Genomic DNA, 25,881 nt, shown 5'->3' with positions numbered 1-25,881 from the left:
TACCATCAAATTCGATGATTTATTTCGCCTCTATTTTAAAACCCGGGCAAGCAATAATTTGTGCAGGACGAAACCAATTGAAGCAGGTATTCCAGCCACCCCGTTTTTCAAGAGAATTATCTGAAGACAGGGCTGTTTATTACCCATTTTTCCAGCAGCTCCTACTTCATATTCCCCAGCAGTCGACAGTGTCACGATACGAAGCGACCGACCTGCCCCCTGAACAATAAAGATTTCCAGACAGCAAATTACACCCTGATTATTATGGAAATCAGAGGTCATTTTCGGGGATCTCTTCCCCCAATTTCTCTTTTAGTTCTTCAGCTTTTGCGCTGTATTCCTCTGATTCTTCATTCCGATCCAGTTTTTTGAGTAACTTCGCATATTCCTCAAATGTCGCAATTGCATCTCTTATGTAGACGGGATTTTCCGGATCTTTTTCAAGCAGATTTGCGCTTATGGACAGGGCTTTTTCAAAGGCACCTTTTGATTTTTCGGGTTCATCTGCTAAAAGGTAAACAATGCCGAGCTGGGTATATGCGATGTTAGTTTTTGCCTGATATTCAAGATTTTCAGGATCGGATTTCAGGTGTTTCTTAAGAATAGGGAACATTGATTCATACCTTTCAGCAGCCATCCCGTAATTTTTCATGGATTCATGTAAAACCCCTTCAAGGAGCCGAATCTCATAAAGGCTTTTCCAATTTTTCGGGCTTTCAGGGTCATTTTCGTATAATTTTTCGTAGTAATCACGGACAAGGTCCAGGTATTCTTTTGCGACGTGGTACTTTTTTGCACGGGTGAAGAGAGATATCTGCATCCGGAGGTTCATTGCCAGCAGGTCTTTTGTGAGGGGGTCTTCGTCTTCATTTTGCAGGACCTTCCTGAAAGCTTCTACTGCTTTTGAATACTGCTGCTTTGCAAGTTCAGGCTTTTCTGCCCTTTCGAGAAGGAGCCCGAGTTCACTGTAAGAAGAGCCCATAGCTTTTTCATGCTCCGAGTCCCCCGGATTTTTCCTGACCATTTCCAGGCGGAGCTCTATAATGCGCTCATGCAACCGAATTGCGCTTTCATACTGTTCTTGCCTGATATTTAAGGATGCGAGGTTTTTCAGGGTATAGATGAGCTCTTCCCTGTAATCGGAACCTTCCGGGAAAAGTTCCGCCACTTTTTCGTTTATGACGAGAGCTTCTTCAAAGTAACGGCGGGCGGTTTCAGGTTCGAGGTAATTGTACAGTTCTCCAATATAATTTAGGGAATTTGCAATGCCTATTTCAGATTCGGGATTTCCGGGATCGGATTCAAGCAGTTTTTCATAGGTTTCAATTCCCTGTTCATAATACTGTTTTGCAGTCTCCGTTTCCCCATTTCCTGCGTGAAGGTGCCCGATCTGGTCAAAGGCAGCGGCTATATTCGCTACACTTACCAGGTCCTCGTGGTCTTTTTCGAGTATGTTCCTGTAGATTTCGATTTCCTGCATACGGCACTCTTTTGCATGTTCTATATCCCCGATCTCTCCAAACAATTCCCCAAGTTCGGTAAGGTCATCAGAAATCTCATATTGATAGTCCAGGTCCCCAGGTTTTTTTCCTGGCAATTCTCTGAGGATTTCGAGGGCTTTTTCAGCATATTGACCCGCTTTTTCAAGTTCGCCTTTCTGAGAAAAGGCTCTGCTGAGGACCCGGAGGATTTCACTCTTCTTCCTGATGTCAGGAATGTCCACTGGCTGCTTCCGGATCTTTTCGTCCAGGACTTTGAGAGCCTTCAGGAAAGTTTCTTCAGTTTTCTCGATGTCCCCCATTTTTGAGTACAGGTCCCCAAACTCTTCATACAGGGATATGAGGTCTCCGAAGGCTAAGCTGTTCCCAGGTTCTTTTTCGAGGACTCCTGTATAGACTTTTTCAGCCTGCGCGAAGACCTCTTTTGCCTCCCCAGGCTTCCTGAAAACCAGGTAATAATTCTTAAATTCTCCAATTAAGGTGTGCAGGGTATCAAACAATTCCTCTTCTGTGGACTCGATTTCAAAAATTTTCCCGTAATTTTGCACGATCCTGCCTATGAGCGGAGTCTGCTTTTCAAACTGCTGGGCTCTCAAGTAATAGGCCCGGACATTTTCCAGCGTTCTCAAATAATTTCTAATGGATTCAAAATTCTTCGGCTCCTTTGAAAGCAGTTCTTCAAACGCAGCAAAGATTTTCTCGAAGAATTTTTCATTCCTGGAAAGAGATTCTTTTGTTTTTGAAATATTGCCAATTTCCTCAAGCGTTTTTGCAGTAAAACCTATAGAATTGTAGACAAAGTACTGATAATCAGTATCTTCTACGTTTTCCAGAAAGAGAGGGACGGAAAGCTCCAGCAGCCTCTGGAACTCAACCAGGGCTTCTTCCTGCCTCTTTAGGGCAAGCAGAGCCCTTCCTTTCAACAGCAAGGTCTGGCACAATAATTCCGGCTTATTTGCCTTCTCCGAAAGCCTTTCAGCCTTTGCAAGGTTTTCGAGCGCCTTTTTGTACTGCCCCTTCTCAACCTGCAATATAGTATTATCGAAAATCCGGTATATTGAATCTACAAGCTGCCTGGACATAAGAGATAGATTGAAAACCGGATATTTATAATATAACCCCGAATTTTCAACTCATAAGCCCGCAAGGAGGAAAAAGAGGGGAGCGATGTTGATATCCTGGTAAGGTTTGGATAATGGGACTCCTTTTGATCCTGTAGGCCGGGATCATCTTGAAGCCTGGATCATCTTGAAGACCTGTTGAGATTTCGATGGATATTGTTTCGGAAAGAGCACTCTACCCGATAAGGGAGGATGAGGTGTTAAAAGAGCTGGTGCGGGTATAAGATCTCAGCTTCTAGATCTTTCTATAATGCCCGAAGTTGACAGAACTATAAAGGACTTCGTACAGAGTATGGAAAAAGAGACTTTTTTGAAGAATGAAAAAACCAGGAGTGCAGTTGTCCATCAATTAATGGTGCTGGAGAGGTATCAAAAGATATTCCCCCGGATAGAAAGTTACTAGCTCCAGACCTGGACTGGAGAGGTATGGCAGGTATGAGAGACCGCCTGATACATGCCTATTTTAATATGAATTACGGCCTTGTCCGGGCTACTGCTAAAGAGCTCACCCCAAAACTCACTTTATTCTCACTCATTGAACGTTTTTAGAATTGTTTTCACGGTCAGGAACTAGATGATCATTCGAAATTTAAATATAAGAAGATTTTAAGGAATAAGGCCTTTTTCGCGTAATACTCCCTGCTCATCACTCGTAATATAAGCAAAAATTTTCGGCTTTTCATCTATTATTTGAACAAAATAAATTACATCAAACTCAATTAATTCTTCTCTTCCGTCTTTTCTGTTGTAAAATGAATGCCAGTGTACTTTTGCCATTGAATGGTATTCGTCTAAAGAAGATACCTTAACTGAATCAATGCTCATGGACTTTGTCCCGATGCTCCTGTAAAATTCATACCCTTGAGTAATCACAGTACGAAATTGCTCATCATTCTTACCGCATAGAACCCCGAAGGGATTAGCCTCAATAAAACAGTCTGTAAATGAATTTGCAGTCTCTTCAACATCAATTTTCCCGACCAGTGACTTATTAAATCGGGTCTCATATTCTCTAAAAAAATCTTCCAGTTTCTTATCGATATTATCCATAATCCAGCTTCCTCTGAGATGCTTCTGACCTTCCGCATATGTCTGACAAATTTTTCCTTTTTTATTAACGAGCCTATCCCAAAAACAATTTTTATTCCTTTATTTAGAAAAGTTTCAGAAATACTTTCCTGATCAGAAACTCAATTGGCTATTTCAAAATAGAGGATTAGAAAAGTAGATTTAAGTTTTGGGGTCAGCTCATGAATAAAGTCTGGATTGATCTTCAGTTACTCAAGCAACAGACATTGATAGATGTACCTGATAGTAATCCTCCCCCACTTTAATTACGTCCGACTCTTTTAAATGAAGAAACTCTTCTACCTGCTTCCATTCAGTGGAATCAATTCTAAAATCCTGTTCTGCAGTCTTGAGTGCTCTCTCCAAAGCCGGATACTCTACTATTTCACTTTCAGTGACAACAGCATATTTTTCGGGTACTGTTCCCAGTTTTTCGGCTCCGATCCAGTATTCGGCTGAGTCCATATGGTTATAAGCCCCAAGAACAAAAAAGCCCGCAGATATCAGAAAGAGGGCTCCAAAAGAGATAGCAAATCCCTTAAGGATAAAACTGGGCGAGAAATCCCTTATAACCAGCACTCCAGTCGCAAAAAGAGTCCAATAAATCAGAAGCATCAGATAAATCGATCTTGGAGCATGTATTCCTCTGAGTATATAACCACTCAGGTAAAATGTGGAAATCCCAATAAAAAAGAATACTGTGTATTTTTTGACTCTTTTATTCAGATTATTCATAAAATTCCCAATAAGTAATAAATATAACAGTATTTGTTTCTTTCGAGGATACAAAGCCGAAATTTTAGAGAGAATGAACAGGGTTAGGAAGCCCATATCAGGGTTAGGAGACCAATATTATAGAGCCCAACCCAAAACTCAAAGTTGCTTCTCTAAATTAAATAACTAGTCAAGTTTCTAATTATGAAAAATAGTTTCGAGATTCTTATTGGTTTTAGAATAAACCTGGTTTTGGAATGAGCTCGCGAAAAATAGTGACTATAAATTTTACAGAAATTCCATTATACTGCAGTTCTAATCTGAAATTAACAAATTTAATATACTCCTTTGAATTTAATATACTGTATTCCTTCGTTTTTTTAGGATAAAAAATTAAGAGGCAGTTTTCAAATCCGGATTTTTATAAATTTTTGATAAAAAATGTAATTTAGAGGGTTATAGAGAGCCAAAATATTGGCTCTGTAGCTAAAACAATAATTAAAGGAGGGTCAAAATGAAAAATCTATTTGATTTAACTGGAAGAGTTGCCATTGTAACAGGTGCTTCCTCAGGTCTTGGAGTAGATTTTGCGAGAGCTCTGGCAAATCAAGGTGCAAGTATTGCTATAGTTGCACGCCGTGAAGAAAAATTAAAGGAAGTACAGAAGGAAATTGAAAAACTTGGTGTAACCTGCCGCTATTACGTATGTGACGTAATGAAAACAGAACAGATTAAGAGTGCTGTAGAGCAGATAGAAAAAGACTTCGGCAGAATTGATATCCTTGTAAACAACGCAGGCCTCGGACTTGTTGACGCTGCAGACAAAACAACCGATGAAATGTGGCACAATATGATTAATACCAACCTGAACGGCGTCTTCTTCTTTGCCCGCGAAGTCGGAAAAGTAATGCTAAAGCAAAAATACGGAAGAATCATTAACATCGGATCAATTCACTCAACAGTATCAATGAAAGGAATGCCAGTTACAGCCTACTGCTCAACAAAGGGCGGAGTATTAATGCTCACGAAGTCTCTGGCAACCGAATGGGCAAAAGAGGGCATTACTGTTAATGCAATCGGACCCGGTTATTTTGCTCTTGGAATGGCAGAAGGAGTTGTTGCTGATCCGGAATTTGTAAAAATTATCGAATTTATGTGTCCTATGGGACGTGCAGGAAAGTCTGGAGATCTGGATACAACAGTTGTTTACCTTGCATCCGAGGCATCAAGGTATATTACAGGCCAGATAATTACAGTTGACGGCGGCTGGACAGCACTTTAACCAGTCCTTAAACTCATCCGCGCAGAATAAAAGTTTAATTAACGGATGGTCAGGTTGGAAGAGTTAAGGAAATCTATCCAGAAACTGAAAAGTAAGCTTTTTTTCAGCCTTTTTTCAAAGGAGTTGCGTTTCTTTTTCCGGCTGCCCTCGGGCAGTTTATCCTTTTTTATTTTAGATATCACATTCTACTTAATTAGTGCAAGGTAAAAAAGAAAAAGCGATTTTTTCTTAATCATTTGCCCGGTGGTTTGTATTCCAGCTTCGATGCTTTCTTCATGGCCTCGATGCCTTCATCGACCGATAGCAACGGTGTAGTCTTAAACACCTTTATAGCACCTCCAGCTGAGACAGCCATTGATAGGGCTACTGCGCTCTCATCATCAGGTAATGTTGCGATTTCCACCACATCATAATCACCAAGTGCGAACCAATAACCTTTAAGTTTTCCCCCAACGCTTTCAATTAAAGAACGGGCTACTTCTTCACGGTTTTGAGGATTTGCTACTAACGCAGCTACTGCTTCAGGCGCAAATGATATTTGAATCAGGTAATCTTGCATTAATTCCCCTCCACTAAATTACTCAATTTAATATCTCGAGCGATAAAATATATACATATCTATTAAAGGTTTTAAATAAAATTGAGATTAAGTTTGGAACAAATGCCCTGCTAAAGAAGGAAATATCTGGATTTTATAAATAAGACTGTATGTTCTGATGCAGTAGAATTCCTGTTAGACTTGATAAGGACACAAAAAATCAGTTCTGGAATCAGTTCACTTAATAATATGTTCTTGACCATCAATTGTTATTTTCCATCCGGGATCTAAAAATTCAGATTTCACATCAGCATAGTGTAACTTCCTGTGACACAAAGGACAAACAACTAATAAATTCCAGCTTTGAAGGGTTTCCGGTGCTTTTTGATTCAATTTATCATATGGTAAACTTCTGCATATTTTTCACCATTCTTTTTCAAAAATCCTGGATATCCACATATCATACATTTGTAGCCATACTTTTCTTTTATCGCATTAGATAGTGAGGAAGGTCTTTGTATCAATTCAATGATAGTTTCTTTAAACTCTGGAGTATTTCTGTATTTAAGGTCTAATTTTTTTATCAATTCATCATAATCGAGGGTTTTTCCTTCTCTAAACTCTTCTGATATAGCAGTGTTGCCAGATACATAAGTATTTACAGCCTCAGATATCCAATTCAATACTCTATCCTCATCTTCAGGTTCTATTACAGCAAAAGTTTGAACTGCATCATAGTTTTTGGAAGTAATTTTTACTTCATTTATATCAAAAGGTTCTACAGGCCTTACATTTTCTCCACTAATTATATATCGCCAGTGCTTTCCCCAGATTTTATCGCTTGAATTATCTACGTCTTCCTCGCAGGATACAAAATTCATTATCCTTCGGATTGATTTCTGCCCAGGTGGAAGTGTACTTTTAGTTTGAGCTATCAATATTATATCGCCCGGCTTAACATTATGTGGTTTTCCATCTGTAGCATGTTTTGCGTTATTAAGAACGCCCTCCATAGTTTTAGCCGAATTCTTGAAAAGTAGCATGTAATACAAGAAAACTTATTAAATTAATAAATTTTTTGTTTTTGTAAGAGAGTTATTAAAAAAGAAAGTCTTGGATGCTTTAAAAAAGTAAGAAAAATGAGTTGTTTGGTAAAAGCCATATTGTTTTACACAACGTTACAAATTAAAGGGTAAAAATTTCTGAAATGAAAAAGACCTTGAAAGTTTTAGTAAAAAAGTTTCAACAACAGGATCTAAAAATTTTCGCTTTCGAAATAGAGTTCAATTACTTCTTTCAATAAAACAAGCAATTTCAATCAAAAAAATATCCCAAATACCTTCACTCCTCCCCTTCATCAAAAACCCTGATAAGCAAAATCCTCCCGCCAAATCCTCCTCTCTCCTCCTTCTTCCTCTCCTGCACACTTACAACATCCCCAAACCCTCTGATCCAGGAAAGTGAATCAATGACCTCCTTCACGTCAGCCAGTTCCTCAACGCAGGGATTCTTAGTAAATTCCAGGACTTCCTCCTGAAGCTTTTTAATAAGATATTTCAGGTATTCCCGATCCTATCAAGAGTTATTTATTCTGGGGTCCGGTTTCAGAATTTCATGATTTGGAGATTTGTCGAGGATTGGTTTGGTGAAGGATATGAAGGTGGGTTTTTCGGGCATTTTAAACCTCTGGTTGCTGTATTGGAGCCCGGTTGGCTATCAGTATCTATCAGATATGTGTTATAGAATTTAAAAGGACCACCTAAAAGGGCCACCTGTAAATATTTTCAATCAGGGAAAGGGATCTTCCCATCAAGGGTCCTGAGGAGAGGATTTTGAGATCTGGTTACAGAGGAAAAACAATAGAGAGAAATGTAAACGGTCGATGAGGAGAGGGGAGCATCCCGTCGGGAAATATAATAAAACAGTTATACATCAGATTACTTCTTTAAAAGAATTAAAGCTGTTCCAGAAAATATTCAGGGGCAACATCAGCCTGATTGAGGATACTTTTTAGCGTGGATTTTTTGACAGCATCCAACTTTGCAACTTCTCCAAAATACAAATGTAAAATTCGTAATGACCAGCAGGTTGGAAAAGGAAGAAGTCTGGGACTGCCCGCTGGAAGCTGTTCGAGAAGCAATTGTTAATGCGGTTTGCCATCGGGACTACACAGTCATGTCCCATATCGAAATCCAGATAAATCCTGTGTTCAAGCCATATTAATTCCGCAAAAACCGCATAAACCGAACTAAAGCTGCATAAGCCGCACTAAATAACCGAAAAATAGGAACTAGGTAAAATGAAGTTCCAGAAACTCCCTAACTCCAGCGAATTAGAAAACCTGGCCCTCCCAGACCGGAAATCTTCTGGATAGGGATGACGGATGCAGGTCATTTAATTGTCCAAAATCCCTTTCGTTTGAACCCACCGACTTGAAAGATCATGGGATTCGTGAATGCGATGCCTTCCAGGGCGGCATCTCTGACGAGATCTGGAAAGGTGACAACGACCACACAAATCCTTGCCCCGGAGATCACGGCATCATATTTGAAAAAGTAAATTGAGCAATGTTTTTTATATAACGAGCTGATAATAACCAATTAAGATAGTTACTTATATTCTACAATTCTATTTTACTTATATTCTACAACTCTATTTTGTAAATACGGAGGAAACAATTGTGGCAAAGCCAATTGAACTGGGTCTTGTCTTAGAAGGTGAGGACGCCAGGGAATTCTGGGAAAACGAGAAGAAACCTGCAACCAAACAACAAGTAGAAATGTTTAAGCGGGCAAGGAAACTTGCAAGTACAGTCAGGTTGTAAGCTTGCCTCATAAAATACCGGATCTGGAACTTGTTACTTATTCGCTTTCCAAGAGAAACGATGTTTCATCTTTTTGCTGTGAAAACACCGATCTTAACGATTTTTTAAAAAACGATGCCCTGATAAATCAAGAACAGCTGATCAACAAGACCTATGTCTGTTACTATCAGGAACAATTGGTAGGGTATTTCACTTTAACTACTGATACCATACAGGTTAAATCAATCGATAACTCAGATTGTGTAGACGGGTTCCCATATTCAAAATACCCAGCCCTGAAACTTGCAAGATTAGCCACACACGAAAGTTTTGCAGGCCGGGGAGTGGGGTCATACATGCTGCACATTGCAATATATTTGACTCAAAAAGTATCGAATATCGCCGGATGCAGATACGTCACAGTCGACTCAAAACCAGAATCGGTGGGTTTTTACATAAAGCATGGTTTCAAACTTGTTAGAGGGTCAAGCAATAAGGAGTAACACGTGCTCTATTTGAACATGCAGCCAATTGTAGAAGAGCTTTAGCCAATCGAATCTCTGGATCCATTTGTGTAACTGTTTTTCTATTGCAGTTCAACTTTCCTTTATAAGTAGTTGTTCGGACACTCTTTTTTGCTATCTCAATATTATTAGCCATTATTGGACTGCCTTTTTGGTAATTCAATAAAATTCGCAAGTATACCAAATGGTAAAGTTCTACAATTTTGGAAAAATCAAATTTAAGAGCTGATCCCAAAACTCAGAATTAAGTCCCTAAATCTCGAATTTGGAATAATCAATCGATCTTCTGATTAGGAAAATGATCCTGAAATTCTTGTTGATATGAAAATAAAATCGATTTTGGGATGAGCTCATTTACTATTTGTGAACCATTTTCGAGGATTTTTCTAAAATCAATGCAGTTACGAAAAGTCAGTGTTAATCCAGGAAATAAACTTGTCGTTATCATTGAAATAAAATTTAATTAGTTTAGAGTTAATTCAACAAAGTATACCCATAGCATGAGTCACAATTGTATCTGAGGCAGAAATCCTTTCAACCTGTCCTCTCAAGCCTGGGCGGGATAATTGTCTTACTCCGCCTTTAATCTCTTTCGTTTCTAAAACTGCTTCATCTATTGAAATCCGAGAATTGAAATGTATCGAGTTCTTAACAACTCTTTACTCCTGCCCGAAGCTCAAAAAGCTTTTAATACCTGTGAGAATATCGAGATGATAATATGATAATGGAGAAAACAGCAAGAGAAATGTACGCGAAGAACCGCGAAAAAATCATGCAAAAAGCAAGGGGTTCCAATAGCGGATTTTTTGGAGTGGGATTCTATAATAATTTCAGCGTTTTACTTTCGGCAAAGAGTACCAATCCTGGAGTTCAATGGGATAATAATCCTGAGTTTCACTTCCAGGTACCCTGTAAGAGGTTGCTAAATTATCGTTATCTTGATGAGCTATTTACCGAATCATTGGATAATTATCTTCTTACCGGTAAAAAATTTTTCGTGAAAGATAAGTGACAAACTAAATTGTCATTTCAAAGGTTAATTTCTACTTTGCCTTTTTCCTTTTCCGTCGCATGATGGAGCGAATCAATACGTGAGGATTAATGTCATAAGATTCATCCCAAAACCAGTTCTATTCTCAAATCATTAAATCTTTAGAATTGTTCTGGGATATAAAACTCGATTGATTATTCGGAATACTGGATTCAGAAAGCAACTTTGAGTTTTGGGATGGGCTCTAAAAATATTATTGTTCAATGAACATCTACAAAAAATATAATTTTACAGCAATTTTTGATATTTAATATACTTTGCCTCTGATGATTTTAGCATTGTAAACAAACGGCAGGTGAGGTCAGAGGGAAGCAGCAAGCACCGTAAATTGATGAAAACAGGCCTGGGAAAACCCATTATCAGCTATCTTAATTTCCAGCCTTTGCCCTGAAAAGTCAACCAATGACATCTTTATATCTTTTCTTTTTCCTTATTCAGCGCATCAATTTTTGCCTGTATCTCATTCTTCTGCTGTTTGTACCTTATTTTGATTTCTTTAACCTCTTTGTAAATAAGCATGCTTTCGTCACAGATTCCTGTCATCGCCTCTATATGTATTATGAGTTCATCTACCCCTTCATCCAGTCGCGGTTCTACTTTCCGCCATTCTGCACACTTAATATCCAGTTCTTCTTTGCTTTTGTCCTCAAGGTCAAAGATCTCATCCCATAGGTCCATAATCTCGCTGTCTATCTCTTCTTTTGTAGGCATTATTTTTCTCCCCAATTCGTTAAATCTTTGTATAAGGGCACCCCTATTAATCCCTTTCAGTAGCTTTTTTCTATAAGCTATCAGGCCGGCTTTTTCAAACACTTTTACGGAATCAATAGTACTTTTTTGCTTAAACCGGAGTTTATAAGATCTCATAAAAATCGTGGTGCAGCTATGGATATTATGTAGGTCTAACAAGAAATTAATTAAGTTCCAAACTTGTTTCGTTCAATTTTGGCGTCGCCACATATTGAACTAGCCCACCGATTGATACTTATATGATTTTCACCATATTATACTAAAGAAACCATAATAGGGCGTCTTGTTACAGAGATCCTGTGTTAGACCCCATATAGTGGGAAATTAACTATTTTTGTGCCACACCGATTTATTTAATTGGTTCTATATTTGTCGGTTTTATATTAAAATGCTTGGAATTGTTACCCAACATAATTAATTTTTTGTTAGACCCTATGTAGATCATGTCGCTTGATGTGGCTTTATACTATAAAGTATAAACTCCGGTTAAAGGATAAATTTGTCGTGGGAAGAATCTCAGAGGCTGTCTTAGAATTACAGTTTTCGAATATTAGCTACATTCAGTACTTCGCTAATTTTGATTTCCTCATTACGGAAGCTTCTCGATACCTTTATATGTAATGAAAAATGCCTCTCTATGTCTTTTTTCACAAATAAGTTCAGAAATAGGTTTAAAATCGAATTAAAGTCAAAGTACTGTATTGATTCTGTATTACAACCTCTCACATCTCATGTAATCCTCAAGATCAATGGTTCACTTACAAGTGAAGACATTATTCGTACTGTTGTGAGTTTGGCAGTCGATAAGAGTTCAGTCCATTCTGTCTCAAAACAGTATTCTGCTGTTGCTTGTGAAACATCTTTACGTTACCATCTTAAGAAACTAAACATGGACGAATTGATCCTATCCAATGAAAAGATTCTTCTTCAAAATCCCCTAAAAACTCTCAAAACAGGTAAGAGCTATGAGTTTGCCATTGATTTAACCAACGATCCTTATTACGGGAAAACAGATTCGTCTAACGAGAAATATGTAATTCGTAGCCAAGCTAAAAAGTCAACAAACTCTTTTTACTCATATATCTCCCTCTACATCACTAACAAGAACGAAAGGTTTACTGTATCTGTTCTTCCTGTAGAAAAGAAAAAACCAATGGTTGAATACCTCTCCTATTTTCTCTATCTCATCAAAAGACTGAATTTTAAAATCAAGGTTCTCTGCCTTGATAGAGAGTTTTATTCTATAGATGTGTTTGAATTTTTGCAAAGTAATGGTGTTCCTCACATAGTTCCTGTTGTCAAGAAAGGAGAGAAGATGAAGCAACTTATGAATGGGAATAAGGCTCGGAGTACACAATATGTCATGAAGAATTCTAAGAAAAAGATTCTTTTAGACATTATCATTGATGTTAAGTATCTGAAAGGAAAGAGAGGTAAAAAGGGATGTGAGAACCTTGGTTTTGTTGTTTTTGGAGTTAAATGGTCTCCAAGAAAGGTCAGTACAGTTTACAGAAGAAGATTTGCTATTGAATCGTCATACAGGATGAGGAATGTGGTTAGACCAAAGACATCATCTAAAAACGCAACTATAAGGTACTTTTATGCATTGGTATCCTTTCTACTAAAAAATATATGGCTATACATTCAGAATAAACATTTTACTATTGTCAAAAGAGGACCTCAGGTCATAGATGAGGATAAGTTCAGATTTGAAGTATTTATACTTATTATTAAGGAATGGATAAGAAGAAAGTTAAGAGTGAGGACAACAGTGTGGTGTTTGAGATAAATGAAGGTAGAGTAAAAGTGGAGGAAAGATTTTAGCGAACTACTGAATTTAGATATTAATATTCTGCCTCTGAAAATTTCCTCTCTATGTCTTATTCCTTGATTTTACCACTTAAATAAATATACGGCAGATAAGGAAGAGGAGAACATTTCGAGCCGGAAATATAATTTTGAAATCATATCTGGTGGCTTCCTTTGAAGCCAGTTATAGATTCTTCGTCCTGAAAACAGACGTTCAAAAAGGAAACAATAAAGTTAACACAGCTATAAATAAAATCATTGGAATATTATTTAGATCTTAAAAGGAGTGCCACCCAATGCGAGAGTTTACTGTCATCATTGAACAGGACGAAGACGGAATTTACGTAGCTTCTGTGCCTGAACTTCCGGAATGTCATACGCAGGCAGAGACACTTGACGAATTAAACAGGAGAATAAAGGAAGCAATTGAGCTTTACCTTGAGGTTGTAGCCGAGAAAGGAGAAGAGAGACAACTTGATTTTATCGGGATACAGAAAGTTAAAATTGAGGTTTGAGTCCAATTGATGGATTTCAATTCCTCATTCTTCAGTAATTTCCCAGTGTCCACCTCTAGCCGAACCGATTCTCCTGAGCAAACCCTTTTTATTTAATTTAGAAATGTTTTCTTCAGTTTTTCTTGCGGAAATACCTACTTTATAGGAAAGTTCCCTGGCTGAAATTTGTGGATTTTCTCTTATCAAACTGAGTATCACTTCTTGATTTTGGGTTAGAGTTTCTCCGACCTTTTCTCCGACCTGTTTTCCGACCTGTTCTCCGTCTTTTTCCTTACTCTCTTCAAGATATTTTCTCTTAAACGTGACAATAAACTGAGTTCCAACCTCTTTAAAATCAGCGTCTGGCTCCATTGAAAGAATCAGACTTATTCCGCTGCCCCATTTTTCTATCCAGTGAATCTCATGGAAGATTTTAGCTATCAGTTCATTCCTTCGCTCAGAAACCATTTCGGTCTTGATCTGTTCGATGGTAAGCCCACCGTAAAGGAGACCTTTACTTCTGATTTCCATACGGTTTTTGAATACTGCTACATTTACAGAATCATATTCATAGTGATCCCTGTAACAAAAGGCGTTTATAACTGCTTCTCTTGTCACCTCTTTCGCAATTTCCGGGACGTCGATTCTCTTCAGGCCTTCTAGCCGCATTCCAATATGGATGTTTTTAAGGATGTATTTTTCAGCCTCTCCGATCAGATAGAAGATATCACCTGTATAGTCCTGCATGTCAATGATATACGAAGTATCATTTGTAGCAAAGACTGCACACCTGAGTTTTGCATTCGGGAAAAAGCCCTCGGGTTTTTTTCCGAAAAGAATTACTGCGGCATTTGTTAATTTTCCATCTTCTGCAAGCTTCAATTTTTTCAGAGAATTTTCAAGCCCTTTGTACTCTTTGCCAGCTTCTTTTACAAAGAACCTGACCTTTTCTTCACTGATATCTTCTAAACTTGCTTCCTTGCAAATAGAACGGTCCCACTTCAACTGTTCTTTATTTTTCCTGAGTATCAGGTTCTCAAGTTCTTTTACACTCAGGGGCTTATCCTCGTCAGAAGTGCGAATATAAGCTCTATCTTATGCAAAATAAGGTACCTCATTTCCCTGGAATTTAACTTCAATGCAAGGCTTTCCCTCGAAAATTACCTGCCGGATAACGGGATAGATTTTTGGTTATGTACGCTGAAATAGCCTGAGAAATGGTTCTCAAAGTGTCATCCCCAATTTCCTGCCCCACAACTGTCCCATCATCCTTAACTCCAAAGTATAATTTACCTTCCTGATGCTTGTTGAGCATGGAAACTATGGAGATTACTGCAGGTTTCAATTGCGCAGTGGACTTTTTCAGTTCAAGGGTTTCGGACTCTTTTAGCTTAGAAAAAGGGTTCATAACGAAGCCTTAAAAATTACTCTTATGCCTTCAAGATAATATCCAAATGTTATAAAAGATATGATTTTGGAAATTTCTGAAATTGAGGATTTTAGATCTCGCTTACCGACAATCAAAAACTCTCACTATGGTGCGAAAAACTGGCTAAATCCTCAACGCAGTAACTATGGAAAACTTAATTTCGGATTTATATCGAAATTTCCTTCTCATCTCCGCAGCAATTTATCATTTGCGGTCAGGATCTCAACTCCCATCTCGCTGAAGTCCTTGTCGTGGGTTACGAAGACCAGTCCTTTTGAGCGGCAGATTTCCGCAAAGACAAGATCATTGAAGTCATATTTTCCCTGCTCGAAGAAGCTCATGATCTCAGGCAGGTCTATTACTTTTAAGTCAGGGTCGCAGGCAAGGGTATTTCTGAGGATTTTTTTTACATTTGAGGAAATGTCTTCGGCAACCGGGCGGAAACCAAGAGAGTTCCTGAACTCCTTGAACCTGGAATGATCGGTCTGCTGTTTGAACTCTATTCTTGAGAAGGCGTTTATGAATTCCGAGATTACCATGCAGTTTATATAGATCGTGCCGTTTGAGTTTCGAATTTCCCTTAAAGCTCTGGAATAGACCGCTGACTTCTGATCAGGCCAGCCTATAGGGCCGTAGATATAGAGCCAGATATTGGTGTCAAAAAAATAACTCTTCTCTTCGGGGAAATCATAAGTCGCTGTGGAATGGATAGGAGCCGGGCTTGGCTTTACAGGCAGAGCTTTCCCAGGGCGAAGCCTCACACTGCGTCTTACCGGATAAACCACTGCGCGGTGGGTACTTTTAGGCATCTTCGCCTCCGATCACATCCCTGAGAGCCTTTCTGCATGAATATGCATGTTCAAAGTAGCCTTTTGCCCGCTCCATCACCCTCTTAATAATAACCTCGTCTTCAGGGTCAAGGTCCGTAAAAGAGAGGCTTTTTTCAATCAGCCCAGCCGGGAAAGTCCCGTAAAGCTGCCCCACAGCCACGTTCAGAAAGGCAGGCGTAAGTTCATTCATCTCTGCAAAAGAGAGCTCAACCTTCCTGTTTTTACGGAAAGCGTCTGCAATCCTGTCATGAACTTTCTCCCCATCGCAGGCTGCAACGCAGAAATTGTTTTCCGCAGTCTCAATAATTCTTATCTTCACCCTCTCTTCCGTAACCTTCCCCATTTGATCACTCTCCCCATGTCTATTAGAAGCACACTTTTAGCCGGGCACCTGGTACAAAGCCCTGCACCCTTTTTACCAGTTTCACTTCAATATTTTTTCTAATTATTCTTCAATACTTTTTACGAGTTATTTCTTAACACCTTTTCCCGTTACCTTCAATAACTTTGTCGGTTTACCTTTTAATCAACTAAAATAACCTATGATACCAATGGCTTCTTAGTCAGCTTTTTTCTTGAAAAAAAGCCATCCTTTATCCTCTTTCCCATACTTTGTCCTTATCAGTACATAATCCCCTTTCAGCTCTTCCCCTTCAAGTGTGACAGTGATCTCTTTCTCATTACGTTTCAGAAGCTTGAAAGTCCCTTTATCCCAGATCTCAACCCTGCCGGCTCCGTACTCTCCTTCAGGAATTTCCCCCTCAAAATCGGCGTATCCGAGAGGATGGTCTTCAGTCTCGATAGCAAGCCTTTTGGTACCGGCCTTTTTCGGCGGTTCCTTGGGGACTGCCCAGCTTTTCAGAACCCCATCCATCTCCAGACGAAAATCATAATGAAGATTGGTTGCATCATGGCGCTGGACCACAAAGATAGGTTTACCGGAACTTTTTTCGAACCCTTTAGCAGGAGGTTCGGAGGTCTTATCAAAATCTCTTTTCTTCGCATATTTCTCAAGCATGGAAGATCAATAGAAAATATGGCTGCGCTGGATATAAATGATTATGCAGTAAAGCTTGAAAAAGAGGCTATGAGAAGAGAATTGAAAATCTATAAAAAAGACTCATAAGAGGAATTAATAAAGAAGTGAAAAAAGGAATCGTTAACTCCCTTTTTTCATTTTCGGGCAAGTGCATAATCTGCATAAATCTTTAAAAACTCCTTGTCAGCCTGCAGTAGCACGGTCTCAAACATAGCTACATGGATCTTTTCTTGCCTGGCTATGTCAAGGAGAATTTTACGTATCTCTTCGTTTTTTGTCAGGTTTGCCATCTGTTCATAGAGATTGACAGCATCCAGTTCTGCAATCATTGCGGCTCTCAGAATTTCCTTATCAAGGTCTTTCTGGCTGGTATTCTCAAGGTCTGCAAGTGTTTCTGAAAGCAGGCTTTTACCCCCTAAGTGTCCCTGTAAGGATATGGAAAGGCAAACTTAATGTCTCTTTCTATTGGGAATACTCATGAAAATACTCACGGTAACACTCATTATGAGCACAACTCTATGAGTTTTAAGGTAAATAGAAGACACATAAAGTTATAAATAAATTTACTTAGGTTTTCCAAATAAACAGAAATAAATAAATCATAAGGAATAAAATATATGGCAACAAGATATTTTACATTTATTTTCTATGTACCTTTATCTGTCTGCCATTTATCTTTTCTTAACAAAGGAAATATCAGGCTCATTAGAGTTAATCTTCAAAGATATAATCCCAAAAGGAGATTTTCAGGTAAGCAAATATCTAATTATTTTAGTAAAGAGGTTCATTTTTTAGAAAAGAACTTATAGATAAATTTAATAAACTAATCATATGAATTAATACTCAGGAAGAATCTACAGAGCAACATTAATTAGGCTGATAATTATTGAATATCTGCTCAGACTGAATAACAACCTAAAAATAATTATTCGGAAATATACTCCCCTGCAAGTTATTCCGTACTATCTTTCAGCTAATCAGAAATTGATCCACCCGAGGCCGAGAATTCTTGAAGAAAATAAACTCCCTTCTGTTCGCACTTATTATTTTATTTTCGTGCTTCTCCGGCAGCCTTGACCTTACCGCCGGAAGTCCCGAAAACTTTGAGCTACCACTGAACGATACATCCATTTCAGAACCTGCAATTGAAACGGCTCCCCTGAACCCAAACTTTCTGGAGCCCACACAACCAGATTCTTTTGAACCTATCTCGCCTCCTGACGGCGGGGAAGTTTCAGGCACTGGATATACACCCTCTCCTGTAAACATATCAGGGCTTTCAAGGCCTGCGGGAAGGCTTTTGCTTAGAACATCAGGCTCGGAACTCCCTGCAACCTATGACCTGCGCACGGAAGGACAGGTCACCTCTGTGAAGAACCAGGGGCAGACCGGAAGTTGCTGGGCTTTTTCGAGCCTTGCATCCATGGAATCTTACATCCTGGGGGTAGAAGGAGAAGATCGGGATTTTTCCGAAAATAACATGAAAAACCTCGTTACAAAATTCTATTCCGATGGTTTTGATCTTACAGCCGATAACGGCGGAAATGCTTTCATAGCTATGGCATATCTTACCCGCTGGTCAGGGCCTGTAAACGAGTCAGAAGATCCTTTTAGTGAAACTTCAACCTCCTCTCCTACGGGACTTACCATACAAAAAGATGTCCAGGAAGTTCTTATACTGCCTGACAGAACGGGGTCCCTGGACAATGAAATGATTAAACAGGCACTTATGGATTACGGAGCTGTGTACTCCACAATGTGCTGGAGCCTGCTAAATTACCAGGCAAATAATAATGCCTATCTATATACAGGTTCGAATAATGCCAATCATGCAATAACTATCGTAGGCTGGAACGATTCTTTCGATAGGAACCTGTTCAAACAGGTACCCTCGGGAGACGGGGCTTTTATTGTAAAGAATAGCTGGGGGGAGTCCTGGGGAGAAGAAGGATACTTCTATATTTCCTATTATGACACCAGGCTCGGGTACAACGAAAGTGCGGTGTTTATAACTGCAGGGCAGGGCAACTTTGATTACAATTACCAGTATGACCCGCTGGGATGGACAGGAACAATCGGGTACTCTGGACTAACTGCCTGGGGTGGAAATGTATTTTCTTCGAAAGGGAACGAAACACTGAAAGCTATAGGATTCTATACTACGGATCTTGATACTGCTTATGAAATATACGTTTATAAAAACCCGACTAATGGCCCCATTAATCAGGAAAGGAATTTTGTTGTGAAAGAAACCGGCACATGCTCACTTCCTGGCTACCATACCCACCTGCTGAATTCGCCAGTAGACCTGAGCGCCGGGGAGGAATTTTCGGTGGTTATAAAGTTTAGCAATCCCTCCGACCCGTACACTCTTGCAATTGAGCAGCCGCTTTCCGGTTATAGCAGCAAGGCACAGGCTAATTCCAGAGAAAGCTATATAAGTTCGGATGGAGCCAGCTGGCAAGACCTGACATCAGAAGCCGGATATTCAGAAGTAAACCTGTGCATAAAAGCTTTAACTATTGTTAACAGCCTCCCTGAAGCTGATTTCACTTCAAATATCACCAGCTGGGTTTCCCCTCTCACAGTCCAGTTTACTGACCTCTCACAGGGTGCCTTTTCCTGGGAATGGGACCTTAACGGCGACGGAATTGCAGACTCAACCACCCGGAATCCGGTCTACACCTACACATCATACGGAAGTTATACTGTCTCGCTGAATGTCAGCAACAGGAACGGGCTTGACTCTGAGACAAAGAGCAATTACATAATATTAACTCAGCTCTCAATTCTCTCTGCAAGTCCCGGAGAAAATATCATAACCTATGAAGGAGACGGGCAGAAATTCAATATCACCACAAACCATAACAGTACTGTAAACTGGTACCTTAACGGAACGAAAAAGCTTACCGAATCCGGTGTAAAAAACAGTTCATATTCAAACAGTGTACTATCTCCCGGAATATATAATGTTACCGTACTCGCCACAGCAGGAAACGAAAAGGTTATGCGTACCTGGAACTGGACAATCCGCGACTGGAACCCCTGGGATGATTTGACCTCTCAGGAAGGAAAGCATATAAGCACAGAAGAGCTCCAGGAAGCGATTCATGTCTATAAAAATAGTCTTCCGATTCCGAATACAGGAGTAGAACTAACGAGCTCCAGGCTCGGGGAACTTATAAGGCTCTGGAGAGAAAGCTCTGCAGATTAAAAAAGATATTTGGTTTAATAAAGATCGGGAAACTGGGTACAGGTTTCCCGTTTCATTTCTAATTTCTTTTCTAACTTTCTTTTTCTAATTTCTTTTTCTAATTTTCTTTTTCTAATTTTCATTCTTATTTTTCTTTCTTATTTTTTACTTTCCCTTCTAACTTTTATATTTTCAGAGTCTGTTCGACTCCTTCCCCTATCTTAAAGTTCATAAGAAAATCATCAACGGTTGCGAGAAGAGAACCAATTTTCTCGGAATGAAACCGCACAGCAACCCTCTCATCGCTGATTTCGCTTTCCATGCTCCTCAGGTTGTCCGGGGCAAGGGCTGTCAGGATTCTGGCTGCTGACTCTCTTGACTTCGGGTCAGGAAACTCAATTGTACCTGTAATTTTCATAAGTATGCCTCATGCGTTTTATATATTAATTCCGAGCTCTTCTTTTTTATTTTATTTTATTTTATTTTATTTTATTTTGTTTTATTTTGTTTTATTTTTTACCTGTCTTTTCCACTGGAATTTTTCCTGAGCTGGTCCCCTATTATCCGATCTGCAATGCTCAAGAACTCTTCCGTACTCCCCAGGGGGATTGAAGCTCCGGATGCGACACTGTGCCCGCCTCCGCTTCCACCGACTGCGCCTGCAGCTTCCCGAAGGGCAAAGGCAAGGTCAAGGCCCTTTGAAACCAGTTCGCGGGTACCCCTGGCAGAAACCTTCAGGATTCCCTCAGACTCGTTTACACAGATGAAAGGAAGTTCGGGATGGAGATATCTGACTACGGTTGTGGCAAGGCTCCCTGTAGAAAGGGCATCAACCGTGCTAATATACCAGATATTCTCACCTTTACGGATTTTTTCCACGCTGTCCCGGATATCCACGGCAAGATTCTTTTCATGCTCTTTTGTAAGGGAAAGAGCCTCATCGACAATACTTGAGTCCTTCAGGCAGAGAGCCAGGGCGAGTCCGTAAACTTTCTGCTTCCCGCAGGTATTGAGAATGGAGATGAAATCATAGACGTTGTGCACCAGCTCCCGGTTCAGCAGGAAGACCTCTCCTATAACGGCTTCAATTGCTTCAGGGCTTGCCTGTCTGACAAGTTTCAGGGCAATGGCACTGGCAAGTTTTGAGAGCTCTTCCTCGGACAGGTTTTCAATATTTCCGGAGAGCCCAAGCTGATTTAGGAACTCTGATGCCTTTTCAGGGTAGCCGGTTACATCCAGGAAAGGCTCTGTGCTGTATGCGAGCACATCCGAAAGACCTCCATCCCCTACCTTCAGCCCTTTTCTGACGGACACTACCCCTGCTTTCAGGGCTTCTTCCAGAATAAAAGCATTGGCAGTCTGGAAAAGCTGCCTGTCCCCAACTGCACCTGCAATTGCCAGCCCTGCAAGGTCAATGTTTCCAGTCCCGAGTTCCCTGGCTACAAGATAGCAGGTGCCGGAAGCCGAGATATCCGTTGCTCCATCGATTCCTACCATATGGGCATTTACCACGGCTTTTGCAGGGGACTGCCCTACTGGCTGGTGGTGGTCAAGCACCACGACATCAGCTACCACCTTCCCGATAAGTTCCGGCTGCCCGCTGCCCATATCACAGAAAATGACAAGCTCTCCCTGAGAGATTCCACTGTTCACTTCTTCGACCACAGACTCGTCCAGTTTTCCTACTATTGAGAGCTGGAAACAAATGCCTGCTCTCAGCAGGGCCTGAGCCATTATCCCGGCTGAAGTCAGACCGTCAGCGTCATTATGACAGACTACACGCACAAAGTTATGCTTCCTGATTTTATTGGCTGCGTTTTTTGCAAGGTTTATCAGTTTTTCAAGTTCGCTCAAAACCCATCACTCATAAAATTCAATAATAAAATCAAAAGGGTCGATTTAATACATAAATGCAGGGTAAATAAAGAATGGCAGTCTATACTGCTTGATAATATAAAACACAATGCTCCAAAAACAGTATACAGAACAGTTAGATAATGAGCCCATCCCAAAACCATTTTCATTCCTATATCTAGAACTATTTTGATGATCCGAACCTCAACTGACTATTCCAAATTCGAAGTTCGTAAGAGTAATTTTGAATTTTGGGATCAGCTCGATAGAAAAGCGAGTAAGAAAAAACAGATAGAAGACAGGAAAGGAAAAAAGGAAGGAAAAGAAAAAGAGAAAGAGAAAGAGAAAAAAAGAGAAAGAGAAAGCGGTAAAGGCGAAAAAAGGCCCTGCAAGCAGGTAAAAAAAACCGACACACCAGAGACTAAAGCAGATTTTTCTGCTGACCAAATATATAAAACCTTTCCAGGGGTCAACTTAATTAATAAGAAAATATATAGTTAGAAACGTGGCAGGGCGCCCTGCCAGCTTCGTACATCAGTAGTGTAGCGGTCATCACCGGGCGTTGCCAACGCTCGAACCCGGGTTCGAATCCCGGCTGATGTATATATTTTATGAATAAGTATATATTCATTCATAAATTATGTCTCTTTTTCTTCTTTTACTATTTTTGCGACCCCGGCAATTATCTACTAATATATCCAAATTCGAATATCGTAAGAAGAAACTGAACGTTATATATGATACTCTGCCGGGCTCAAAAACACTTTCCTATCCCAAATTGCTTTTTAGTTTACATTATATAACTATCTCCGCCAGACATGCTGGCGATCTGTCAAAAGAGATGAAAAATATAAAATTTGTGTGTTACTTTTACTTTCCGGCTTTTTCTCCTTGTTTTCTCGGTTTTCGAGGAAAGATCGCCCTCCTTCATCGAGCATGACAAAAACAACCCACCCGATATAACGAAAAAGGTTGTACCGGTTATGGATATTTTTAATTCAGCCCTCTTAAATGAAGCTCACTACTATAGCCCATAAATTAGTCCTCTTGAGCGAAACGAAGTGGAGCGAAAAGGACCGCGTACTCCCGAGGCGCAATTCGGGCGAGGTATAATTCGGGCGAGGTATAATTCGGGCATCACAAAAAAGAGAAAAGTAAGCAGCTCTGGATGCTGCTTCAAAATGGAAAATTTATGGTGTTTAGAACTTCTTTCTCAGTATGCAGTATGCAGCTCCAACTGTTCCCAGAAAAGCTGCAGATTCAAAGCCAGGCATAGAACGCCAGCCCCCACTTGAAGGTTTTTCGGGCTCTGATGACACATTATCCCCCGAATTATCGGTAGAAACGGGATCGATATTTATCGAACCAGAACCGTCTTTACCGGCTGCAACAATTGCAAAGGATCCGAAACCTGGGGTCTTGGCTTCGTAGTAGACATAAGTGTTGTTGCTCTCATCTATTTTTTTAGTCTCGAGTTTATTCCACGCCTTGTCATAGTACCAGAGGTTCAACGAATCTTTTTCATCTGTATCAACGTTTTTCTCGATCCAGGCTTTTTCGACTCTAAAGCCAACAACTGCATTCTCGATGTTATCGGAGTTTGCGACTCCGCCTGAACCTACCCAGATATTTACATTCTTATAAACAATGCCTTCAGGCAGGTTCGGAACCAGCTTTGATTGGCCCTTGAGCATTTCGACAAGAGTAGTGATTTTTCCGAGAGTCTTTTTGGCGTCAAATTCAACATACCTTATGCAGGTCACACCATTTGGAAAACTGAACTTGACATGTGTTCCAGCAATGACGGATGTCTGGGACAGCTCTTTAGCTTCGACATTGCTCTGGGGTTCGGGGGAACCTCCAGCTCCGCCACCTGAACTGCCGCCTGAGCTTTTTGAGCCGCTGCCTGAGCCGCCACCTGAACCTCCGTTGTAGGTTGACCCAACACTAATGGAAGAACTTGAAGGGAGGATAGGGAACTCATTTTTGTTGATATCCCTTAAAAGACCCGCGAACTGATATGTCCCGGTTGATGCAGGGGCTTTAAGGGTGTAGCTGAAGCTCTTTTCATTCATCAGCAGGAAAGAGACTTTACTGCCGTTTACGGTTACAGCTCTTTCCGGAAGGGTTGAGTTAATGTACGTGAAACCTGCAGGAAGCTTTTCAAGAACCTGTCCGGCTGCACCATAATCAGCTATATTGACCGTTACCTGAAACACCTGATTGGTATCAACTGAAGAGGGAAGAACCCTTCCTGCACTACCCGCAGAAGCAGGAACCGCACATAAAACCAGGGTCATGAGCAGCACAAAAGCAATTTTAAACTCAGGCTGTTTCATATTTTATCCCACCCGTCAGCAAAGTAGATAGCCAGAACTGCGTATTTGATCCCGCTGGATATCTTACTGTCGTTTACAATATTTTTAATTTCTTCGGCAGAGAAAGTCCTGTCAGCCCCTGCGTACCTTGTTGTGAGTTCGTCTTCTTTCACTACAGTGATCGAGATGCTGTCTTTATCTGTAACTTGGTTTCCAAAAGAATTTGTAGCTGTAAGGGTGAGCTTAAACTCTCCTGCCAGAGTACTGCCTACGTTGCAGGTATAAATGCCTCCGCTTTCAGGCGTCAATGAAACCACTCCTCCGCCTAGGGGGGTGAGGTCGAGAGTCACTGACGCAACTTCGGACAATCCACCCGAGACTTTTGCCCTTATAACCGAATAATCTTTCCCGTCATTCAGGATGTACACCGGGGATGCAGAGCAGCTTTCTATAACCGGAAGCTCAAAGTCTCCCTCGAAAGAAAGATCAAGTTTCACCGGCGCAGCGCCATGCTGGTAGGTCGCGGAAACAGGCTCGGACTCTATAATACCTAGCTTGAAGGTTATTTTTTTTCCGTTATCTTCCTCGGTACCCGAGACACCCAGCTTGTACTTTCCTGCCTCCTCGATAGTTATAGAGCCGGCAAGCTCGGAACCTATATAAGCCGAAATTATAGTCCCTGCAGGTACATCTGCACCGTTTATAATCAGCTTTCCTTCAAACACGTTGGGAATCGAAGGAATAGTGCTGGCAGATGCAACCGGAACAAGGGATAAGCCCAGTACCAGAATAACCAGGCACGATAAAATTCTTAAGTATTTGTCCTTGATGGTCACCATATCACCTTGAGATTTTTCACGTTAACCGTACAGATCCCTTTAGAGAAATCCGTCAGAGCTTCCTTCTCGATTCCCTCCCGAGCTTTGGTCCAAAAGTAAGCAGAACTATGCCTGCAACCGCATAAATAATCTGGAAACCTGGGGCACTGCTTGTTTCAGAGGGTTCTTTGGAAGATTCCGGATTCTGTTCGACCCCGGCATCGACACCTGAATCGGCATCTGTGTTTTCCGAAATCGTTTTTTCCGGAACCGTTACAGTTACATTCGGTAAGGGGACTGAACTTTCAATGACCTTAGCTCCAGAGCCCTCTCCAGAAGTCGAGCCTTTATTAGAGCTCCCGGAATTGGCTACCACACCTGTCGAAAGTTCGACAGATAAGATCTGCTTTCCAGATTCCCATTCAAAACTTTGTCCCGAATCCTTTCCATCAACTGTAAAAGTAACGGGTTTTCCTTCATCTTCGGCAGTTCCGGAAATATAGAAAGTGAAATTTCCTGGGGGGGTGTTTACGAGAAACTGTTCTACCTGCTCCCCATCAAGGTAAGCTGCAATAACAGTATCTTTGGGAGCCGGAGCGCCATCAATCAGGGCAACTCCCTGCACTGTCATCGGGAGCGGTGGGACTCCATCCCCAGCCATACCTGGATGGGCAGCTGTTATGAAAAACAACATTAGTACAGCTGTTCCTAAGAAACTATTTTTTAATATTTTGTTCATTATTTACC

29 protein-coding genes and 1 tRNA gene are annotated in these 25,881 nt (G+C 40.5%); 11 read left to right on the top strand and 19 right to left on the bottom strand.

The annotated features are described in order from the left end of the window. Positions 1–30 precede the first annotated feature (30 nt). A complete protein-coding gene (locus ACZ5A8_RS04870) occupies positions 31–282 on the bottom strand; it encodes a hypothetical protein (RefSeq protein WP_464532544.1) in 252 nt (83 codons plus the stop codon). Next, complete coding sequence (locus ACZ5A8_RS04865; RefSeq protein WP_464532542.1) at positions 272–2,581, bottom strand: tetratricopeptide repeat protein; 2,310 nt, start codon at positions 2,579–2,581, stop codon at positions 272–274. The genes ACZ5A8_RS04870 and ACZ5A8_RS04865 overlap by 11 nt, the downstream gene beginning before the upstream one ends. Positions 2,582–2,968: 387 nt before the next feature. Here ACZ5A8_RS04865 and ACZ5A8_RS04860 point away from each other — a divergent pair, with 387 nt between their 5' ends. Then, positions 2,969–3,169: a HepT-like ribonuclease domain-containing protein gene (locus ACZ5A8_RS04860; RefSeq protein ID WP_464534016.1), complete on the top strand. Its 201-nt coding sequence runs from the start codon at positions 2,969–2,971 to the stop codon at positions 3,167–3,169. A gap of 57 nt (positions 3,170–3,226) precedes the next feature. Here ACZ5A8_RS04860 and ACZ5A8_RS04855 read toward each other — a convergent pair whose 3' ends face one another. Both ACZ5A8_RS04855 and ACZ5A8_RS04850 read right to left on the bottom strand, forming a co-directional pair. Next, entirely contained in the window at positions 3,227–3,670 is a 444-nt protein-coding gene (locus ACZ5A8_RS04855; RefSeq protein ID WP_464532540.1) for a hypothetical protein, read from the bottom strand. A gap of 231 nt (positions 3,671–3,901) precedes the next feature. Beyond that, positions 3,902–4,423 carry a hypothetical protein gene (locus tag ACZ5A8_RS04850; RefSeq protein WP_464532539.1) on the bottom strand — a complete coding sequence of 174 codons (522 nt, stop codon included), beginning with the start codon at positions 4,421–4,423 and terminating at the stop codon, positions 3,902–3,904. Positions 4,424–4,916: 493 nt separating this feature from the next. Here ACZ5A8_RS04850 and ACZ5A8_RS04845 point away from each other — a divergent pair, with 493 nt between their 5' ends. After that, entirely contained in the window at positions 4,917–5,684 is a 768-nt protein-coding gene (locus tag ACZ5A8_RS04845; protein WP_464532537.1) for an SDR family oxidoreductase, read from the top strand. Positions 5,685–5,916: 232 nt separating this feature from the next. Here the strand turns inward: ACZ5A8_RS04845 and ACZ5A8_RS04840 are convergent, their stop codons facing one another. The 3 genes from ACZ5A8_RS04840 to ACZ5A8_RS04830 all read right to left on the bottom strand — a co-directional run bounded on the left by ACZ5A8_RS04840 (position 5,917) and on the right by ACZ5A8_RS04830 (position 7,704). Further along, entirely contained in the window at positions 5,917–6,243 is a 327-nt protein-coding gene (locus ACZ5A8_RS04840) for a GYD domain-containing protein (protein ID WP_464532536.1), read from the bottom strand. Between the two features lie 368 nt (positions 6,244–6,611). Continuing rightward, entirely contained in the window at positions 6,612–7,265 is a 654-nt protein-coding gene (locus ACZ5A8_RS04835; RefSeq protein WP_464532534.1) for a hypothetical protein, read from the bottom strand. A 298-nt stretch (positions 7,266–7,563) separates the two neighbouring features. After that, on the bottom strand, positions 7,564–7,704 hold the full coding sequence (locus ACZ5A8_RS04830; protein ID WP_464532533.1) for a hypothetical protein: 141 nt from the start codon (positions 7,702–7,704) through the stop codon (positions 7,564–7,566). 594 nt (positions 7,705–8,298) lie between these two features. On the opposite strand from ACZ5A8_RS04830, the gene ACZ5A8_RS04825 reads away from it, so the two are divergent. The 5 genes from ACZ5A8_RS04825 (at position 8,299) to ACZ5A8_RS04805 (ending at position 10,561) form a co-directional block, all read left to right on the top strand. Continuing rightward, complete coding sequence (locus ACZ5A8_RS04825; RefSeq protein ID WP_464532531.1) at positions 8,299–8,445, top strand: hypothetical protein; 147 nt, start codon at positions 8,299–8,301, stop codon at positions 8,443–8,445. A gap of 209 nt (positions 8,446–8,654) precedes the next feature. Further along, entirely contained in the window at positions 8,655–8,786 is a 132-nt protein-coding gene (locus ACZ5A8_RS04820) for a hypothetical protein (protein WP_464532530.1), read from the top strand. A 116-nt stretch (positions 8,787–8,902) separates the two neighbouring features. Further along, positions 8,903–9,046, top strand: a complete 144-nt coding sequence (locus ACZ5A8_RS04815; RefSeq protein WP_464532528.1) for a hypothetical protein — start codon at positions 8,903–8,905, stop codon at positions 9,044–9,046. A 2-nt stretch (positions 9,047–9,048) separates the two neighbouring features. Beyond that, positions 9,049–9,528 carry a GNAT family N-acetyltransferase gene (locus ACZ5A8_RS04810; RefSeq protein WP_464532527.1) on the top strand — a complete coding sequence of 160 codons (480 nt, stop codon included), beginning with the start codon at positions 9,049–9,051 and terminating at the stop codon, positions 9,526–9,528. A 739-nt stretch (positions 9,529–10,267) separates the two neighbouring features. Continuing rightward, complete coding sequence (locus ACZ5A8_RS04805; RefSeq protein ID WP_229388676.1) at positions 10,268–10,561, top strand: hypothetical protein; 294 nt, start codon at positions 10,268–10,270, stop codon at positions 10,559–10,561. Positions 10,562–11,011: 450 nt separating this feature from the next. Here ACZ5A8_RS04805 and ACZ5A8_RS04800 read toward each other — a convergent pair whose 3' ends face one another. After that, positions 11,012–11,311 (bottom strand): hypothetical protein, encoded by a 300-nt coding sequence (locus ACZ5A8_RS04800; RefSeq protein ID WP_464532525.1) that lies wholly within the window; start codon positions 11,309–11,311, stop codon positions 11,012–11,014. Between the two features lie 676 nt (positions 11,312–11,987). Between ACZ5A8_RS04800 and ACZ5A8_RS04795 the strand changes: the two genes are divergently transcribed. Both ACZ5A8_RS04795 and ACZ5A8_RS04790 read left to right on the top strand, forming a co-directional pair. Next, positions 11,988–13,139 (top strand): ISH3 family transposase, encoded by a 1,152-nt coding sequence (locus ACZ5A8_RS04795; protein WP_464530343.1) that lies wholly within the window; start codon positions 11,988–11,990, stop codon positions 13,137–13,139. A 316-nt stretch (positions 13,140–13,455) separates the two neighbouring features. Beyond that, positions 13,456–13,674 carry a type II toxin-antitoxin system HicB family antitoxin gene (locus ACZ5A8_RS04790; protein WP_464532524.1) on the top strand — a complete coding sequence of 73 codons (219 nt, stop codon included), beginning with the start codon at positions 13,456–13,458 and terminating at the stop codon, positions 13,672–13,674. A gap of 24 nt (positions 13,675–13,698) precedes the next feature. On the opposite strand, the gene ACZ5A8_RS04785 is transcribed toward ACZ5A8_RS04790, so the two are convergent. The 6 genes from ACZ5A8_RS04785 to ACZ5A8_RS04760 form a co-directional block, all read right to left on the bottom strand. Further along, a complete protein-coding gene (locus tag ACZ5A8_RS04785; RefSeq protein ID WP_464532522.1) occupies positions 13,699–14,658 on the bottom strand; it encodes an ATP-binding protein in 960 nt (319 codons plus the stop codon). A 130-nt stretch (positions 14,659–14,788) separates the two neighbouring features. Next, positions 14,789–15,061 (bottom strand): AlbA family DNA-binding domain-containing protein, encoded by a 273-nt coding sequence (locus ACZ5A8_RS04780; protein WP_464532521.1) that lies wholly within the window; start codon positions 15,059–15,061, stop codon positions 14,789–14,791. Positions 15,062–15,267: 206 nt separating this feature from the next. Then, on the bottom strand, positions 15,268–15,891 hold the full coding sequence (locus ACZ5A8_RS04775) for a type II toxin-antitoxin system VapC family toxin (RefSeq protein WP_464532519.1): 624 nt from the start codon (positions 15,889–15,891) through the stop codon (positions 15,268–15,270). Then, entirely contained in the window at positions 15,884–16,255 is a 372-nt protein-coding gene (locus ACZ5A8_RS04770) for an STAS-like domain-containing protein (RefSeq protein WP_229388694.1), read from the bottom strand. The genes ACZ5A8_RS04775 and ACZ5A8_RS04770 overlap by 8 nt, the downstream gene beginning before the upstream one ends. 216 nt (positions 16,256–16,471) lie before the next feature. Then, positions 16,472–16,930 (bottom strand): DNA polymerase ligase N-terminal domain-containing protein, encoded by a 459-nt coding sequence (locus ACZ5A8_RS04765; protein WP_229388696.1) that lies wholly within the window; start codon positions 16,928–16,930, stop codon positions 16,472–16,474. Positions 16,931–17,085: 155 nt separating this feature from the next. Further along, complete coding sequence (locus tag ACZ5A8_RS04760) at positions 17,086–17,355, bottom strand: demethoxyubiquinone hydroxylase family protein (RefSeq protein WP_229389740.1); 270 nt, start codon at positions 17,353–17,355, stop codon at positions 17,086–17,088. Between the two features lie 605 nt (positions 17,356–17,960). Here ACZ5A8_RS04760 and ACZ5A8_RS04755 point away from each other — a divergent pair. Continuing rightward, positions 17,961–20,165 carry a lectin like domain-containing protein gene (locus ACZ5A8_RS04755; protein WP_464532518.1) on the top strand — a complete coding sequence of 735 codons (2,205 nt, stop codon included), beginning with the start codon at positions 17,961–17,963 and terminating at the stop codon, positions 20,163–20,165. 163 nt (positions 20,166–20,328) lie between these two features. Here ACZ5A8_RS04755 and ACZ5A8_RS04750 read toward each other — a convergent pair whose 3' ends face one another. Both ACZ5A8_RS04750 and ACZ5A8_RS04745 read right to left on the bottom strand, forming a co-directional pair. Continuing rightward, complete coding sequence (locus ACZ5A8_RS04750; RefSeq protein WP_322221142.1) at positions 20,329–20,562, bottom strand: KEOPS complex subunit Pcc1; 234 nt, start codon at positions 20,560–20,562, stop codon at positions 20,329–20,331. 98 nt (positions 20,563–20,660) lie between these two features. Beyond that, the gene (locus ACZ5A8_RS04745; RefSeq protein WP_464532516.1) at positions 20,661–21,998 is read right to left on the bottom strand and encodes a DHHA1 domain-containing protein; all 1,338 of its coding nucleotides are present in this window, start codon (positions 21,996–21,998) and stop codon (positions 20,661–20,663) included. Positions 21,999–22,529: 531 nt separating this feature from the next. Here ACZ5A8_RS04745 and ACZ5A8_RS04740 point away from each other — a divergent pair. Next, a tRNA-Gly gene (locus ACZ5A8_RS04740) sits at positions 22,530–22,601 on the top strand. Between the two features lie 596 nt (positions 22,602–23,197). Here the strand turns inward: ACZ5A8_RS04740 and ACZ5A8_RS04735 are convergent. The 3 genes from ACZ5A8_RS04735 to ACZ5A8_RS04725 are packed head-to-tail and all read right to left on the bottom strand — an operon-like array spanning position 23,198 to position 25,873. Next, complete coding sequence (locus tag ACZ5A8_RS04735) at positions 23,198–24,337, bottom strand: PGF-pre-PGF domain-containing protein (protein WP_464532514.1); 1,140 nt, start codon at positions 24,335–24,337, stop codon at positions 23,198–23,200. Continuing rightward, on the bottom strand, positions 24,334–25,155 hold the full coding sequence (locus ACZ5A8_RS04730; protein WP_464532512.1) for a hypothetical protein: 822 nt from the start codon (positions 25,153–25,155) through the stop codon (positions 24,334–24,336). Before ACZ5A8_RS04730 ends, ACZ5A8_RS04735 begins: the two co-directional genes overlap by 4 nt. Before the next feature lie 52 nt (positions 25,156–25,207). Next, positions 25,208–25,873: a hypothetical protein gene (locus ACZ5A8_RS04725; protein ID WP_464532511.1), complete on the bottom strand. Its 666-nt coding sequence runs from the start codon at positions 25,871–25,873 to the stop codon at positions 25,208–25,210. Positions 25,874–25,881 lie beyond the last annotated feature (8 nt).

This window comes from Methanosarcina subterranea, from assembly GCF_055385895.1.
This window is presented reverse-complemented; position numbering and strand designations above follow the sequence as displayed.

Excerpts from the sequence above, each read along its gene's own strand:
- ACZ5A8_RS04870 (WP_464532544.1), bottom strand. The coding sequence starts at position 282 with ATGACCTCTGATTTCCATAATAATCAGGGTGTAATTTGCTGTCTGGAA.
- ACZ5A8_RS04865 (WP_464532542.1), bottom strand. The coding sequence starts at position 2,581 with ATGTCCAGGCAGCTTGTAGATTCAATATACCGGATTTTCGATAATACT.
- ACZ5A8_RS04855 (WP_464532540.1), bottom strand. The coding sequence starts at position 3,670 with ATGGATAATATCGATAAGAAACTGGAAGATTTTTTTAGAGAATATGAG.
- ACZ5A8_RS04850 (WP_464532539.1), bottom strand. The coding sequence starts at position 4,423 with ATGAATAATCTGAATAAAAGAGTCAAAAAATACACAGTATTCTTTTTT.
- ACZ5A8_RS04845 (WP_464532537.1), top strand. The coding sequence starts at position 4,917 with ATGAAAAATCTATTTGATTTAACTGGAAGAGTTGCCATTGTAACAGGT.
- ACZ5A8_RS04840 (WP_464532536.1), bottom strand. The coding sequence starts at position 6,243 with ATGCAAGATTACCTGATTCAAATATCATTTGCGCCTGAAGCAGTAGCT.
- ACZ5A8_RS04835 (WP_464532534.1), bottom strand. The coding sequence starts at position 7,265 with ATGCTACTTTTCAAGAATTCGGCTAAAACTATGGAGGGCGTTCTTAAT.
- ACZ5A8_RS04825 (WP_464532531.1), top strand. The coding sequence starts at position 8,299 with ATGACCAGCAGGTTGGAAAAGGAAGAAGTCTGGGACTGCCCGCTGGAA.
- ACZ5A8_RS04805 (WP_229388676.1), top strand. The coding sequence starts at position 10,268 with ATGATAATGGAGAAAACAGCAAGAGAAATGTACGCGAAGAACCGCGAA.
- ACZ5A8_RS04800 (WP_464532525.1), bottom strand. The coding sequence starts at position 11,311 with ATGCCTACAAAAGAAGAGATAGACAGCGAGATTATGGACCTATGGGAT.
- ACZ5A8_RS04795 (WP_464530343.1), top strand. The coding sequence starts at position 11,988 with ATGTCTTTTTTCACAAATAAGTTCAGAAATAGGTTTAAAATCGAATTA.
- ACZ5A8_RS04790 (WP_464532524.1), top strand. The coding sequence starts at position 13,456 with ATGCGAGAGTTTACTGTCATCATTGAACAGGACGAAGACGGAATTTAC.
- ACZ5A8_RS04780 (WP_464532521.1), bottom strand. The coding sequence starts at position 15,061 with ATGAACCCTTTTTCTAAGCTAAAAGAGTCCGAAACCCTTGAACTGAAA.
- ACZ5A8_RS04775 (WP_464532519.1), bottom strand. The coding sequence starts at position 15,891 with ATGCCTAAAAGTACCCACCGCGCAGTGGTTTATCCGGTAAGACGCAGT.
- ACZ5A8_RS04770 (WP_229388694.1), bottom strand. The coding sequence starts at position 16,255 with ATGGGGAAGGTTACGGAAGAGAGGGTGAAGATAAGAATTATTGAGACT.
- ACZ5A8_RS04765 (WP_229388696.1), bottom strand. The coding sequence starts at position 16,930 with ATGCTTGAGAAATATGCGAAGAAAAGAGATTTTGATAAGACCTCCGAA.
- ACZ5A8_RS04750 (WP_322221142.1), bottom strand. The coding sequence starts at position 20,562 with ATGAAAATTACAGGTACAATTGAGTTTCCTGACCCGAAGTCAAGAGAG.
- ACZ5A8_RS04735 (WP_464532514.1), bottom strand. The coding sequence starts at position 24,337 with ATGAAACAGCCTGAGTTTAAAATTGCTTTTGTGCTGCTCATGACCCTG.
- ACZ5A8_RS04730 (WP_464532512.1), bottom strand. The coding sequence starts at position 25,155 with ATGGTGACCATCAAGGACAAATACTTAAGAATTTTATCGTGCCTGGTT.
- ACZ5A8_RS04725 (WP_464532511.1), bottom strand. The coding sequence starts at position 25,873 with ATGAACAAAATATTAAAAAATAGTTTCTTAGGAACAGCTGTACTAATG.